Origin of the sequence: Paeniglutamicibacter selenitireducens, assembly GCF_051550675.1 — a bacterium.
Lineage (GTDB): Bacteria > Actinomycetota > Actinomycetes > Actinomycetales > Micrococcaceae > Paeniglutamicibacter.
This window is the reverse complement of record NZ_JBPULF010000004.1, coordinates 245,242-259,452: the sequence shown is the minus strand read 5'-3', so window position 1 is coordinate 259,452 and position 14,211 is coordinate 245,242. Positions and strand designations below refer to the sequence as shown.

Here is a 14,211-nt window from a genome sequence, read left to right as displayed (position 1 = left end):
GCCAAGGACTCGCTGGATGCCTCAGCGCGAAGCCGTGCCGGCCAGGGCCGCGGGGCGACGGGCATTGAGGTTCGCCTCGGCCAGGCCAAACGACAACGTCATGCCGATCCCGCTGGTGACGGAAACCACCGTGACAGCGTCCGCGATATCGCGCACCAACACGGGTGCCACGTCCGAGGACGCGTACACGCCCTGCCACCGTTCGGTGGGCTGGACATGTTCCACGTCCAGCACTTGCGCGGCGGCCCGCAGCAGGAGGTCGGAGGTGGACTCGGCGAGGAACGGCGGCTGGGTCAGGGCGTATGAGTGGGAATCCCCGAGAAGAAGTGTGCCGTCGGGTCGCTGGGTGAACATGACGTTCGCGCCGATGTCCAGCAGTTCGGGGTGGCTCGCCGTGACCTGCTCGCGTAGTGCGCTTGCCGAGGGCATGTGGGTGAACGCCTCGTATCGAAGCATCGAGGTGGCGGTCAGGACGGCAGGCACGATTGAGGTGCTCTCGGGGGCGGCCGCTGCCGTCATCTGGAGGGCACACCGCTGGATGCGGTGCTCGGCGGCGATCTCAGGGAACAAGTAGTCGACATCGTGGCCGACGCAGACGAAGACCTGGTCCGCCTCGTAGTTGCCCCTGTTGGTGGATACCCTGGCCCGGCGTTCGTTTCCTTCCCCGAAGCCACAAGCGGCAGTGCCGAAGTGCACGGCTGCGCCGTCTTGCTTGTTCAGCCAGGCCGCCAAGGTGCCCACTGTGGTGCGGGGGTCCACACGCAGGTCATCGGCAAGGAAGGCGCCGCCGCGGATGCCGTTGGTGGTCTCGCGCCCGAGCTTCGCCCGGACCTCGTCGGCCTCGAGGATGGTGACCTGGCCGGGAGGGCGCGAAGCCGAGAACTCCCGCAGTACCTGAAGCTCGGTTTCGGTGGAGGCGACCACCAGTGCTCCTGCCTCGGAGGCCCAGAAACCGGCCTTCTCGGCGAAACCCAGCCAGTGGCGCCGTCCCGCCTGGGCCAGGTCGTAGAGTTCGCCGTGCTGGGCGGTGATGCAGGCGTGGCCGAAGTTGCGGATCGAGGCGCCGACCGCGCGGTGGTCGCGGTCGATGACCGCAACGCTCAGGCCTGCTTGGTGGGCCAGCGCTGCATGTGCAAGGCCGATGATGCCTGCCCCGACGATCAGCACGTCGGTGCTCGCCACCGGTTCTTGGATGGCCGTGGATTTCATGTTGGAGGTGTTCACAGCACCGATGCTGGCCGATCCGAAGAGCGTTTTTCAAGCCGAAATGATGCTTGTCCAGACAAGTTCACCAATGGTTCATTTTGGTTGCCAATCGTCCAATATCTGTTCACTTGTCGTTTGCCAATAACCCCGAAATGACGCCATTTCCACTTGTATGCTCAGGATTGTGATGCCGATAGTCGAAGAACCAATGCACCAGCGTCTCAGCGAACTTTTCCGCCAGCGGATCTCGTCCGGCGAGTGGAAGGAAGGGAAGCCCCTTCCCAGCGAGGCAGAACTCTGTGACGCCCACGAGGTCTCGCGCGGAACCATCCGGCAGGCCCTGGCCACGCTGCGCGGCGAGGGGTTGATCTCGGGCGGGCGCGGCAAGCCGCCGGTGGTGGCGCATGCCGTCCCATCGCAACCATTCGCCACGTTCATGTCCTTCACCGAATGGGCCCATTCCATGGGCAAGGTGCCGGGGCAAAAGACGCTGGAGATCGCCCGCAGGGGTGCCGACGAGCATCTTGCGGGGCAGATGAACATCGAGCCCGGTGACCCGGTGGTGCAAATTCTGCGTCTCAGGCTGCTTGACGGGGTCCCGACCATGGTGGAACGGGGCAACTTCGTTCCGGAAGCAGGCAATGCGCTCTTCGATTTCGACACCGACAGCGGATCGATTTTTGGGTACCTGACGTCGCTGGGGATAGATCTTTCGCGTGGGCGGCACCTGATTGACGCGGTGGCCGCCGACGAGGTCGACGCTTCGCTCTTGGGGATCCTGCCGGGTGCCCCGATGCTGCGGGAGCGTCGATTGACGTTTGGGCAGGACGGAAGCGTCTTGGAGTGCTCCGACGACAGGTACTTGCCTCATTTGGCGAACTTCGTCATTGAAAACACGAGGCAAACACGGGCTGCGTTAGTGCGTATTCCCATGGTTGCCTAAAACGAAAAAACAAAGGAAAAAAGTGATTGAACTTGTAGTTTTGGACATGGCCGGCACCACCGTTGACGAGCACGGGGATGTGTACCGGGCCCTGGAGGAAGCGGTGAAGGCAACTGGCGCAACGGTAAGCAAGGACGACCTGCAGGCTTGGATGGGCGCCGACAAGACCGAAGCCATTGCAGCGCTGATGGAACGCGGGGGAGTGCGGGCGGCCCCGGCGGTCGTTGCCGGCCAATTCGACGATTTCCGTGCCTTGCTGGCCCAGTTCTATGCCGAGAATCCGCCAGTGGCGTTGCCGGGGGTAGAAGAGGCATTGCGGGAGTTGAAGGCGCGCGGGATCAAGATCGGATTGACCACAGGCTTCTCCCGCGATGTGGCCGCGTCGATCCTTGAAACTCTTGGGTGGGGCATCGGAGAAGGGGAACTTCTGGATGCGGTGGTGACCAGCGACGAAGTGGCTGCCGGGCGTCCTGCGCCGTACATGATCCACCGGGTCATGGAGGCAGCCGGTGTGCACGATGTTCGCAATGTGGTTTCCGGAGGGGACACTGTCTTGGACCTCCTGTCCGCGTACAACGCCGGGGTTCGTCCGCTGGGTGTGCTCACCGGTGCCCTTGGCCGCGACGAGCTGGAGCCCCACCCCCACGAATGGGTTTTGGGTGGCGTCAAGGACCTCCCCGAAGCCCTCGCGTCGGCACTAGTCAGTCAGTAAAAATCTCGACTTGGTAACGCCGTTCCGGGCGACTACGGTCGGCCGGAACGGCCTTATTCGTTCGTGGAACTTTTTTATCCATGTTGACTAGTACAAATGCGATATTCTCCGCGACCGGGGTTGACGCGAGCCGGGGTGCGTGTCGTACCGTCGTTAAGTAACGTTTCTATAACAGCAGGTTGCGGAACACGATACACCTACCGCCGGATATCCTTCGTTGTCCAGCGCGGCGGTAGCCACCCTTACGTCGATTGCGACGCCGGACAACGACGCCACAATGGTCGGGGACGACCTATGCGGGGATGGCACTGGAGAACCATGATCCAGCAGAACACCAAGAAAAAGAACATTCGCCGCGGCGCGGCAACGCTTGCGACGCTGGCTCTTGCGGGCGGGGCAATGGCCATGTCAGTGGCGCCCGCCTCCGCAGCCAGCACCAACACCTGGGACGCCCTGGCCCAGTGCGAATCCGGCGGAAACTGGGGAATCAACACCGGCAACGGTTACAAGGGTGGCCTGCAGTTCAGCAGCTCGACGTGGAAGGCCTACGGCGGAACGGGCAGTGCGCACAACGCCTCCAAGGCCGAGCAGATCCGCGTGGCCGAAAAGGTCAAGGCCGGCCAGGGCTGGGGCGCATGGCCGGCCTGCTCCGCCAAGTTGGGACTTTCCGGCGGCAAGGGCTCGGTTGCCAAGAGCTATTCCAGCCCCGCGAAGAAGACCACCACGCAGAAGCAGTACAAGGCCTCTACTTCCAAGAAGTCCACCTCGTCGTCCTACGAGAAGACAGCGTACAAGACCAAGTCGGTGCCGGCTAAGAGCTATGTCTCCACCGGCAAGCGCGTGGCTGCCCCCGTTGCCAAGGCGCCGGCCGTGAACGTGAACGTGAAGGACTCGGGTAAGAACTACACGGTCAAGTCCGGAGACACGTTGTACAAGATCGCCAAGTCGCAGGGTTTGAGCAACTGGCAGGACCTGTACTCGCTGAACCACGACGTTGTCCCGAGCGCGAACCTCATCTTCGTCGGCCAGACCCTGGATCTTCCGGCCAAGTAGCCGGTCGACCCGTCGGGGAACGAATCGAATAGGGCTGTCCATCGGCTCCCGCATTGCGGGTCCGGCGGGCGGCCCTATTTGCGTGGTGCGGCCTTCTGGGGGTTCGAGGCAACTGCCCGTTGCCCCGCCGCAGAACGTTGGCTGCATTGCCACTTGACCCACGGGTTGTTGATGCTGCCAGGTTGCGATCACCGGGCCGGGTCGGGGTGCCCGGGAGCGCGCGCCCCGACCCGTTCGCTAGCGGCTTCCGAGGATGGCTTCCAAGCGGACGTAGCCCTGTGACAAACCTTGTTCCATGCCCGAGGCGGCCATCCCGTCGCGGGCCTCCTGGGTGGGGTACACCGAGTGGCCCACGAGTCGGCACCGGTTGTCGTCGAGGGGTTCGAAGCGCATGTAGTCCATTGCGACGACATCGGGGTAGCCGTCGAACTCGAACGTCTGCAGGGCAAATTCGTTCTCCCGCACCGTGTGGAACACCCCTGTGAACCCGTAGGAGCCCGAACCGTCCGAGTGCGAGTACTTGTAGGATCCGCCGGTGCGGAAGTCGTAGTGGTCGATTTCCATTTCCATGCCATCGGGCCCAAGCCACTGTGCGACAAGTGCGGGGTCTCGATGGGCCTCGAATACCGCGGCAACCGGGAAATCGAACTCCCGGGTGAAATCGATGAACGGCTTTCCGTCGGGGATGCTGAGGGTCAATGCGTTGCTCATGATGGGACTTTCGTCTGGTTATCCACTCGAGGTGGATTGGTTCTTCAATATGGCGTCGAGGCGGCTGAACTTGCGTTCCGCAACCAGTCGATATTGATCTATCCATCCGGTCAGCTCGGCCAGGAGTGCGGGATTCAAGTGGACCGGGCGCCGCTGTGCCTCGCGGGTGCGCGTGACCAGGTTTGCCTGTTCCAGTACCTGAATGTGCTTCGAAACGGCCTGCTTGGTCATTTCGAACGGTTCGGAGAGCTCGTTGAGGGTGGCTGGCCCCCGGGACAGCACGGCTATGATCTGCCGCCTGGTGGGATCGGCGAGGGCCATGAAGGCCCGGTCAAGAGCGTGCTCATCGAACGACACGTGTTCAACTTCTTTCTTTATCAACCTTTCGGTTGACAACAGAATGCGCCGACCCGGGGCCGCTGTCAAGGGCTGCGGGGGTCCCGAGGGGCTGGCCTGCTTACCGGTGTGTCCGGACGAAGGCCCTCGCGGCATCGGCATGGCTTGCCTGGATCCGGAGGAAAAGCCTGGCGCTGTCGTTCCCCGGCCAGTTCGCCGGCAGGCATTGAGGGGGCAGGCCCGGGTCGAGGTACGGAATGGTCCGCCAGGAATCGATGGCGCGCACGTACGTTGCAAAGCTCCCGGATTCCTCGGGGTTTCCTGCCGAGGACACGGCGTGGTTCAGGGAAATGAACGTGCGGTGCAGCTCGGCCAGCGACTCGAGGTCCCACCAGGTCGAGGCTGCGTCCAGCATGTTTCCGGTCATTTCGGGGCTGGGTGAAACGAAGACTGTTGCATGGTCCTGGAGTTCGAGCGATTCCAGGATCTCCCAGAGTTCGGTCCGCAGGTACTCGGGAAAGATCCACAATCCGGGGGCAACCAGCCCGCCGCCGATCCCGTGGAGGTGCTTGCGGAGTTGGTGGCGCCTTTCGCGCTGCGACTCCGGGACGGAATAGGAGAGCAGGCACCACTGGTCGTGCGTGCCCATCGAGCGTGGTTCGAAGATTCGTCGATCGCCCCGGGCCAGGATGTGTTCGCCGGATTTTGTCAGTGCGAACCCGCTGGCGCCGTCGACCGCGCGCGGCTCAAGGATTCCCTTCTTCTTGAGCCGCGTGATGGCAGTCCGGGTGACCTGGGCGCTGGTTCCGAGGGCGTCCATGAGCGCAATGAGATGCGTTGAGGATATCCAGCCGCCCAGCTCGCGGATGTACAGGCCCACGATGGTGCGAACCAGGGAGGTGGTGCTGCCGGGTCGGGCGTCCAGGTCATCAAGTGCCGGGTTCATGCTGTGCGGGACTACTTGCCGATTTCCGTGCGGACGGCAAAGAGCTCCGGGAAGAACGTGAGGTCCAGTGCGCGCTTGAGGAAGTCCACGCCGGAGGAGCCTCCGGTTCCCTTCTTGAAGCCGATGGTCCGCTGCACCACGCGCATGTGGCGGAAGCGCCAGGCCTGGAAGTTGTCCTCGAGGTCCACCAGGTCTTCGCAGGCCTGGTAGAGGCTCCAGGTGGTGTCGTCGGATTCGTAGATGTCCTTGAATACCGGAACCAGCGCCTCATGGAATACCCAGGGCTTGGTGACATCCCGGTTGAGGATGTCGTCGGGAATGGCGTAGCCCGCGCGGGCGAGCGCGTGGAGGAACGCATCGTAGACGGTGGGTTCGTGCAGCAGCTTTGACAGGAGCTCGTGGGCAGCAGGGTCGGACTCGAAGACTTTGAGCATGCCCTGGTGCTTGTTGCCCAGGATGAATTCGACGGCGCGGTACTGGAAGGACTGGAAACCGGAGGACGCGCCGAGGGAATCACGGAACTGTGCGTACTCGCGTGGTGTCAGTGTGGCCAGGACCGACCACTGCTCGGTGAGCGTCTTCTGGATGTGCTTGACGCGTGCCAGGCACTTCAGGGCCTTGCCCAGTTCGTCGTTGTCGATCAGGCGTCGCGATTCCACCAATTCGTGCAGCATCAGCTTGAGCCACAGCTCGCTGGTCTGGTGCTGGATGATGAAGAGCATTTCATCGTGGTGTTCCGGAACGCTCACCGGATGCTGCGCGGAAAGGATGCGCTCCAGGTCGAGGTAGCTTCCATACGACATGGTGTTGCGGAAGTCGGTGCGGACGGAGTCTTCGATTTCGCGGGCGCCTTCGGGCGTCTGTGCGTGCGGGCAAGCCATGAAAAGATGGTATCACTTTCACAACTTGCGTCAAGAGAGTGAAATGATCCGATCGTCTGTGGCAGAGGTCGGGCTTGGAACGCTTGGAGTGAGGCCCCGGATTTCGTCGGTGAATTTGCGGTTGGGACGGGCTGTGCCCACGGAGGTGCCGGCCAACTGCCCAGCGCCAGCCCCATGCCATCCGCATGCGGGCGTGGCCCGCGGGTAAGTTGTGGGCCACTCGTGCTTTGATGGATCTTCGGCATTGCGCCTCGTTGATTCATCCTGAAAGAGCATCTTGAACTTCTTGACCTACCTCATGCTGTCCGTACTCATTGCGACCGGTTCACTCGTTGCCGATCCCGCGACCATGGGGGCGCTAAAGTCTTCGGAAGTGTCGGGCCCGGCGACGTCCGCCAAGGGAAGTGCCGTTGCCCCGGGAGCGAAGCTCACTGGGCCGAGTGCACTCACCACCCTGGAGGCGCTTCCCGTCAAGGGCAAGGCCGCGGCGACCGGATACGACCGCAACGGCAAGTTCGGCAACGGCTGGAAGGACTCCGATGGCAACAAGTGCGACGAGCGCCAGGACACCCTCAAGCGCGACATGTCCAAAGTGAAGTACAAGGATGGGCGGAACTGCCAGCTGGCCTCCGGCACGCTGAACGACGCCTACACCGGCACCACCATCAATTGGAAGGTCAATAGCGGCTCCGTCGATATCGACCACGTGGTCGCCCTGAAGAACGTATGGATTTCCGGCGGGCAAAAACTGACCCAGGAGCAGCGGGTGGCCGTGGCCAATGATCCCTTGAACCTCATGGCCTCGCAGGCATCGGCGAACCGCTCCAAGGGGGACGACAACGCCGCCGAATGGCTGCCGTCCTACAAGCCCTTCCGCTGCCAATACGTGGCCACGCAGATCGGCGTCAAGAAGAAATATGCCCTGTCCGTGACGGCGGCGGAGAAGGACGCCATGAAGCGCGTCCTGCGGGGCTGCCCGACCCAGAAAACCGCCGCGGTCTCGCCGATCAAACTATCCGGCAAGAGCCCGTCCGTGGCTCCCTCGACCAGCAAGCCCGCCCCGACCAAGGCGCCCTCGACAACCACTGCCAAACCCCGGCAGGTGTCGCCCGGTGCCTACTGCGCCAAGGCGGATGCGGGCCTGACCGGCGTCGGCAAGAAGAACGGCAAGACCTACACGTGCAAGGCCAGCGGCACGGAAGCCCGCTTGCGTTGGCGCTAGTTCAGTGTTTGGCCGCCCCGGGCCTCGGCGGGGGCTGACACGTCGGCCATCCAGGAGACAACCTCGCTCCAATGCGCGGCCGACGGATCGATGTCTTCCAGATGGCTGAGCTCGGCATACTCCCGGAAGACGACGGCGGAGCCGGATTCCTCCGCCGCCCTGAAGTAGTCCAGTGAATGGCCGACCGGAACACGGGTGTCGTTTGAACCGTGGACCAGAAGAGTCGGGGTGTGGAGCGGAAGCTGCCTCACGGCCGATGCCTGCCGGTACGTTTCGGGTGCATCCGCGGGGGAGGCCCCGAAGCACTCCAGGGCTGCATGCTCGCCCAGGGCCTCGTGATAGGTCCGTTCCACGTCGGTGACGGGCGCAAGTGCCACGACGGCATCGGCCAGTTCGGCGGTGAGAAGCACCAGCTGGCCGCCGACCGAATGGCCGAGGGAAACGACGGGACCGCCGATCGCGTGTTCCCTGCCGATGTTCCGAACCAGACCCAATGCGCGGCGGCAATCCTCCAGCGGTGCGGGCCATGGGCCGGTGGCGCCGCGCCGATACTCGATATTTGCCACTGCCCATCCGTCGCGGACCAGTGAGGCTGCCAGCGGCTCCATGAGGGAGGCGTCCGGTCCCGAACGCCAGTAGCCGCCGTGGACCAGTGCCACGATTCCCCGCGGGGACACCCCGTGGCCGGGCAACGACAGCAACAGGTGTTGCTCCTCCAGGGGCCCGTAGTACAGGGCATCCGAAGTCAGGGTGCTTCCGTTCACGGGGCGGCTCCTTGGGTTGAAGGTCCGGTGGGGCATGCCGAGGCGCTGCCCCACCGGGGTGACAATGTTCAGGCTCCGGGGACGGAACCCGGCGGAAGGAAATCGACGTCGCGGAGTGCCGAGAGGCGAACCACTTCTTCGGGATCCGTCACGTTGTGGAGCTCGTCAAAGAGGGTCGAGAGCTGTCCGGCCGGGCTCACCCAGAAGAGCGACTTGGCCGGCGTTTCATGCCTGTTGTAGTAGGCGTGGGGGATGCCCATGGGCATGCGGACGGTGTCGCCGGGGCCCGCGGTGGTCCACTCGCCGTCGAGGTAGAGGGTGTACACGCCTTCCATGATGTAGATGTGTTCATCCTGTGTGGGGTGGACGTGCGGAGGGACGCCGGTGCCCGACGGGTCCAGGGAAAGCCACGCGAAGCTCGAGGCGCTCTCGACCTTCGAGAGGTAGGTGTGCCCGAGGACGTTCCACGTCTTGTTTCCCATGGCCTCGCTGGCCAGTGTGATCCCCTTGGGCAGTGCCCCGAGGATGATTTCTTGTCCCTGCTGAAATTCCATGGTGTCTCCTTGCCGAAGTTCCAATGATGGCCCCAGCCTGCCAGAGGAATCATCGGATATGCAATAGGAATTGCGATCGCAAATTTACCTGCATGCAAGGTGGGGTGCCGTCGCGATGCCGTCCGTGAATCGGCTGCCCGTAATCTCTTGACCGGGTGTTGATTCCCCGCTTAGTCTTCTACCTAACTAATACTCGTTAGGAAGAATTGATGAGCAAGCAAACGATCCTTGACACCGCGTTCGAGTTGTTCAGCCGAGACGGCTACACCGAGACCACGCTCAAGGCGATCGCCGTGGCGGTGGGAATCAAGGCACCGTCGATCTATGCACATTTCCCTAACAAGGAAGAGCTGTATCTGGACGTCTACAGGCAGTCCCAGATCGAGTATGGAGAGTTCTTCGAACAGTTCGCCCACGCCGCGGCCGACCAATCGCCGGCGCAGCGTCTCCATCAGATTCTTTTCGGCATCGGCGAGTTCTACCTGGGCCGTCCGGCCCTCTTCGCCTTCCACCTGCGCCATCTGGTGGCAACGCCCGCAGAAATCCAAAGCGTCGTCTCCGGGGTCTTTATCACGGCCGAGGAACGACTGCGCGATCTCATCCTCGACGCCTACACCGCAGGGTGCACGGATGGATCCTTCACCCCGGGCAACCCGGATGACTTCTGCAACTTCTTCCTCTGCCTCATGGACGGGGTGTTCCTGCAGATGCGTCACTACGACCCCGAGACCTTCAGGGATCGTTTGAACTCCGTCTGGGCCCAAGTACTGGCTTTCCTCCAACCCGTTCCCGCGTCCTAGCCGACGCGACCACCTCTTAGGCGTCCCACATGACCCGCACCACTACTGAAGAAACTTCCCTGGAACAGCACGACGGCGACTACGAACTCAGCGTTGTCCCGCAATCCCAGCGCAAGGGCTGGCTTCCCATCAGCCTGATCTGGATCGCCATCGGCATCGACCTCTCCGGAACCATCCTCGGTGTCCAGCTTGGAGCCGGGATGCCGTTCGGCCAGGCTGTCTGGGCAACGCTGCTCGGATCCGTCCTGCTGGGCCTGCTCGCCATGGCCTGCACCTACGTCGGTGCCGCCAGCGGATTGACCACCGCCATGATCTCGCGGACGGTGTTCGGCCGCATCGGCGGCATCCTGATCGCCATGATCATGGCGGTCTCATCCCTCGGCTGGTTCGGCGTGCAGGTCGGCTTCTTCGCCAGCAACGCGCAGACCGCCATCGGCGAACTGACCGGGGTGGGCATCCCGCTGGTGGTGCTCAACGCCGCCGGCGGCGTGCTGATGATGCTCACGGCCCTGTGGGGCTACCGCTCCATCGAAAAGCTCAGCAGCTGGGCGGTTCCGCTGCTTGTCGCAATCCTCTTCCTCGGCATCGTGCTGGCCTCCGCCAAGCACGGATGGGAGCCCCTCTTCGCCCCGGTCCAGCAGACCTTCACGTTCGGCGGCGCAGTCTCCCTGGTGATGGGCATCTTCGTCCTGGGCGTCGTGGTTTCCCCGGACATCGCACGCTGGGCGAAGACACCGCGGCACGCCATGCGCGCCGGGTTCATCGGGTTCTTCATCGGCAACTCGCTGATCGTGATCGTGGCACTCGTCCTGTCCCGGCTGATGGGCGAGGAGGACCTGATGATGGTCTTCTTCGGGCTCGGCCTGGGCATTGCGGCGATCGTCGTGCTGACGCTGGCGCAGTGGACCACCAACACCAACAACCTCTACGGCAGCTCGCTCAGCCTGGCCTCGATCTTCACCGGGGTGTCGCGCAAGGTCCTCACGCTCGCCGCCGGTGTGGTGGCGACGGTTGTTGCCTGCCTGGGCATGTACGACGCGTTCATCCCGTTCATTGCGGCCATGGGCGTCTTCCTGGCACCCTACGGCGGGGTCTACGTCGCCGAGTTCTTCCTGGGCGAGCGGACACGCTTCGTCTTCGACGGCACGCACGAGGAACCGGCGGTCCGCTGGCCCGCCATCGTGTCCTGGGCCGCGGGCATCTTCGTCGCCCTGGCGACCTCCGACCCGGCCGCCGGGCTCGGACTGGGGCTGTTCGGCCTGACGAGCATCCCGGCGCTTGACGGACTCGTTGCGGCGTTCCTCGTCCAGGGCCTCCTCACGCGGCTCAACCGCACCTCACCGAAGGAAACGGCATGACCCTCACACAGATCACGGAAGCCGACGTCGAAAAGATCGCACTCGGCGCGGCCGTCCTGGGAACCGGCGGCGGCGGAGATCCCCACATCGGGACCCTGATTGCGAGCAGGCTCATCCGCGAGCGCGGCCCGGTCGCCGTCAAGGCGCTGGACGAGCTCACCGACGAGGACTTCGTGGTGCCGGTCGGCATGATCGGCGCCCCGTCCGTCGCGGTGGAGAAGATCATGGCGGAAGAGGAACTCGCCGCGGTGCTCCGCCTGCTGGAAACGGCGTGCGGGCGCAAGGCGACGGCCATCATGCCGATCGAGATCGGCGGCGGAAATTCGCTGATCCCGGTGGCCTGCGCGGCGCTCACCGGCCTGCCGATCGTTGACGCGGACGCCATGGGCCGCGCCTTCCCCGAAGCGCAGATGGTGACGTTCCACCTGGCGGGCTACGGCCCCGGCTACACCTCCATGGTCGATTCGCAGGGCAATGCGGTCCTTTCCAAGCCCGTGGACGGGGCCTGGTCCGAACAGCTGGCCCGGTCCCTGACCATCCCCATGGGCGGCTCGGCCACCATGGCGGACTACGCCTACGGCGGGGAGGTGGTGCGCGAGTGCGCCATCCCCGGCACGCTCACCCGCGCCCGCGACATCGGCGCGCTGCTGATGGAACCCGCGGCGGACGGCACGGATCCGGCCACCCGGCTGATGCAGGAACTCGACGCGTACAAGTTGTTCGAGGGCAAGGTCGTGGACATCGAGAGGGTGTTCGACGGCGGCTTCACCAAGGGCCACGCAGTGCTCGAGGGGCTGGGCGTGGACAAGGGCGGGCTCTTCGAGCTCTCCTTCCAGAACGAGATGCTGCTGGCCCGGCGCGACGGGCAGCTTGCCGCCGTCACCCCGGACCTCATCTCCGTGCTGGATTCGGTGACGGGCCGGCCCATCACCACCGAAACGCTGAAGTACGGGGCACGGGTCCACGTCATCGGCATGGCCTGCCACGGGAAGTGGCGCACCGCCAAGGGCCTCGAGACCGCCGGGCCCGCCTACTTCGGCTACCCCGTCGACTTCGTCCCCATCGAAGAACTGTCCCGAGAGGAAGCGAGCGCATGAACTACCGCATTGGCATCGACGTCGGTGGGACAAACACCGACGCGGCGATCCTGGACGAGGACCTGAGGGTTCTCGCCGCTGTCAAGACCCCCACCACGGCGGACGGCGGATCGGGGGTGGAGGCGGCCATCGCCGCCGTCATCGAACGCGGCGGGATCGACCCCCGTCAGGTCGGCTTCGCCATGCTCGGCACCACCCACTGCACCAACGCGATCGTCGAGCGCCGCAACCTGGGACGCGTGGGAATCATCCGCCTGGGGCTCCCGGCCACCACGGCGGTGCCGCCCCTGGAGGGGTGGCCGGCCGACCTCCGGGCGGCCATCGAACCCCGGGTGTTCGTGCTCGACGGTGGGTTCGAGGTCGACGGGCGCACCATCCGCCCGGTGGACGAGGACCAGGTCAGGGCGGCCTGCGCGGAAATGCGCGGGCTCGTCGACGCGGTGGCGGTCGTCGGGGTCTTCTCCCCGATGGACCGCTCCCAGGAGGACCTTGTCGCCCGGATCGCGGGCGAGGAGCTGGGCGTCCCGGTCTCCTGCTCCGCGGACGTCGGGTCGATCGGCCTGCTGGAGCGCGAGAACGCCACGGTGCTCAACGCCGCCCTGATCCGTACCCTGGGCGGCATGGTCGAGGGCTTCCGCACGGCCCTGGCCCACCACGGCATCACCGCACCGGTGTACTTGGGCCAGAACGACGGAACGCTGATGACCCTCGAGTACGCGTTGCGCTACCCGGTGTTCACCATCGGCTGCGGGCCGACGAACTCGATCCGCGGCGCCGCGCACCTCAGCGGGCTCAAGGACGCCGTCGTGCTCGACATCGGCGGCACCACCACCGACATCGGGTTGCTGGTCAACGGCTTCCCCCGGCAGTCCTCCCAAGCTGCCGAGATCGGCGGGATCCGGACGAACTTCCGGATGCCGGATGTCCTGTCGGTGGCCCTTGGCGGCGGCACCCTGGTCCGCGAGGCCGGGGGAACCGTGCACCTGGGACCGCAAAGCGTCGGTTACCGGATCGGCACCGAGGCACTGGTCTTCGGCGGCGGCACGCTGACCGTCACCGACATCGCGGCCGCCGCGGGACGTTTCACCGCGGACAACGCGCACGGGGTTCAGCTGGACCCCGTGCTGCTGGCCGGGGCCGAGGCCGCGATCCGTACCCTGCTCGAGGACTCCGTTGACCGCATGAAGTCCACCGGCGCGGCCGTTCCCGCGATCCTGGTGGGCGGCGGCAGCATCGTGGCCCCCGAGTCGCTGGCCGGAATCAGCGAACTGGTGCGCCCCGAGTTCCTCGGGGCGGCCAACGCCGTGGGCTCGGCGCTGGGCGATGTCTCGGGCACGTTCGAGCGGATCTACCCGCTGAACACCGTCCCGCGCGAGCAGGCCGTGGCCGATGCCCGCCGGCAGGCAACGGAGCGTGCCGTTGCCGCCGGCGCGCTGCCCGAGCACGTGGAGGTGCTGGAGATCGAGGAGATCCCGCTGGCCTACCTGGCCGAGGCCTCCGTGCTGGTGCGGGCCAAGGCCGCGGGCCCACTGGCCCGTGCCCGGGTGCTGCAGCCCTAGCGGCAACACCCGTCCCGCGGGCCGGGACCCATGGCGCGGCGGCCTCCCAACCGCCGGGAATTGGCGGTG

General features: G+C 64.8%; 15 protein-coding genes. 8 read left to right on the top strand and 7 right to left on the bottom strand.

Going from position 1 to position 14,211, the window contains the following annotated elements; translation table 11 throughout:
* Positions 1–21: 21 nt before the first annotated feature.
* A complete protein-coding gene (locus ACSYDW_RS10150; protein ID WP_438338608.1) occupies positions 22–1,224 on the bottom strand; it encodes a TIGR03364 family FAD-dependent oxidoreductase in 1,203 nt (400 codons plus the stop codon).
* Between the two features lie 169 nt (positions 1,225–1,393).
* Between ACSYDW_RS10150 and ACSYDW_RS10145 the strand changes: the two genes are divergently transcribed.
* The 3 genes from ACSYDW_RS10145 (at position 1,394) to ACSYDW_RS10135 (ending at position 3,914) form a co-directional block, all read left to right on the top strand.
* Positions 1,394–2,149 carry a GntR family transcriptional regulator gene (locus ACSYDW_RS10145; protein WP_438338607.1) on the top strand — a complete coding sequence of 252 codons (756 nt, stop codon included), beginning with the start codon at positions 1,394–1,396 and terminating at the stop codon, positions 2,147–2,149.
* Between the two features lie 22 nt (positions 2,150–2,171).
* Positions 2,172–2,861: a phosphonatase-like hydrolase gene (locus ACSYDW_RS10140; protein ID WP_438338663.1), complete on the top strand. Its 690-nt coding sequence runs from the start codon at positions 2,172–2,174 to the stop codon at positions 2,859–2,861.
* Positions 2,862–3,179: 318 nt separating this feature from the next.
* A complete protein-coding gene (locus ACSYDW_RS10135) occupies positions 3,180–3,914 on the top strand; it encodes a transglycosylase family protein (protein WP_438338606.1) in 735 nt (244 codons plus the stop codon).
* Positions 3,915–4,151: 237 nt separating this feature from the next.
* Here ACSYDW_RS10135 and ACSYDW_RS10130 read toward each other — a convergent pair whose 3' ends face one another.
* The 4 genes from ACSYDW_RS10130 to kynA form a co-directional block, all read right to left on the bottom strand.
* Entirely contained in the window at positions 4,152–4,625 is a 474-nt protein-coding gene (locus ACSYDW_RS10130; RefSeq protein WP_438338605.1) for an SRPBCC family protein, read from the bottom strand.
* 18 nt (positions 4,626–4,643) lie between these two features.
* Positions 4,644–4,946, bottom strand: coding sequence for an ArsR/SmtB family transcription factor (locus ACSYDW_RS10125; protein ID WP_438338662.1), 303 nt, complete (start codon positions 4,944–4,946; stop codon positions 4,644–4,646).
* A 136-nt stretch (positions 4,947–5,082) separates the two neighbouring features.
* Positions 5,083–5,907: a PaaX family transcriptional regulator gene (locus tag ACSYDW_RS10120; RefSeq protein WP_438338604.1), complete on the bottom strand. Its 825-nt coding sequence runs from the start codon at positions 5,905–5,907 to the stop codon at positions 5,083–5,085.
* 11 nt (positions 5,908–5,918) lie between these two features.
* Positions 5,919–6,788 (bottom strand): tryptophan 2,3-dioxygenase, encoded by an 870-nt coding sequence (gene kynA / locus ACSYDW_RS10115; RefSeq protein WP_438338603.1) that lies wholly within the window; start codon positions 6,786–6,788, stop codon positions 5,919–5,921.
* A gap of 277 nt (positions 6,789–7,065) precedes the next feature.
* Between kynA and ACSYDW_RS10110 the strand changes: the two genes are divergently transcribed.
* Positions 7,066–8,010, top strand: a complete 945-nt coding sequence (locus ACSYDW_RS10110; RefSeq protein ID WP_438338602.1) for an HNH endonuclease family protein — start codon at positions 7,066–7,068, stop codon at positions 8,008–8,010.
* Here ACSYDW_RS10110 and ACSYDW_RS10105 read toward each other — a convergent pair.
* Positions 8,007–8,774, bottom strand: coding sequence for an alpha/beta hydrolase (locus ACSYDW_RS10105; RefSeq protein WP_438338601.1), 768 nt, complete (start codon positions 8,772–8,774; stop codon positions 8,007–8,009). The two genes, ACSYDW_RS10110 and ACSYDW_RS10105, sit on opposite strands and share 4 nt — an antisense overlap.
* Positions 8,775–8,842: 68 nt before the next feature.
* Positions 8,843–9,328, bottom strand: a complete 486-nt coding sequence (locus tag ACSYDW_RS10100) for a cupin domain-containing protein (protein ID WP_438338600.1) — start codon at positions 9,326–9,328, stop codon at positions 8,843–8,845.
* Between the two features lie 209 nt (positions 9,329–9,537).
* Here ACSYDW_RS10100 and ACSYDW_RS10095 point away from each other — a divergent pair, with 209 nt between their 5' ends.
* The 4 genes from ACSYDW_RS10095 to ACSYDW_RS10080 are packed head-to-tail and all read left to right on the top strand — an operon-like array spanning position 9,538 to position 14,142.
* Positions 9,538–10,128 (top strand): TetR/AcrR family transcriptional regulator, encoded by a 591-nt coding sequence (locus ACSYDW_RS10095; protein WP_438338599.1) that lies wholly within the window; start codon positions 9,538–9,540, stop codon positions 10,126–10,128.
* Between the two features lie 29 nt (positions 10,129–10,157).
* Complete coding sequence (locus ACSYDW_RS10090; RefSeq protein ID WP_438338598.1) at positions 10,158–11,486, top strand: cytosine permease; 1,329 nt, start codon at positions 10,158–10,160, stop codon at positions 11,484–11,486.
* Positions 11,483–12,583, top strand: coding sequence for an S-methyl thiohydantoin desulfurase family protein (locus ACSYDW_RS10085; protein WP_438338597.1), 1,101 nt, complete (start codon positions 11,483–11,485; stop codon positions 12,581–12,583). The genes ACSYDW_RS10090 and ACSYDW_RS10085 overlap by 4 nt, the downstream gene beginning before the upstream one ends.
* Positions 12,580–14,142 (top strand): hydantoinase/oxoprolinase N-terminal domain-containing protein, encoded by a 1,563-nt coding sequence (locus ACSYDW_RS10080; protein WP_438338596.1) that lies wholly within the window; start codon positions 12,580–12,582, stop codon positions 14,140–14,142. The genes ACSYDW_RS10085 and ACSYDW_RS10080 overlap by 4 nt, the downstream gene beginning before the upstream one ends.
* Positions 14,143–14,211 lie beyond the last annotated feature (69 nt).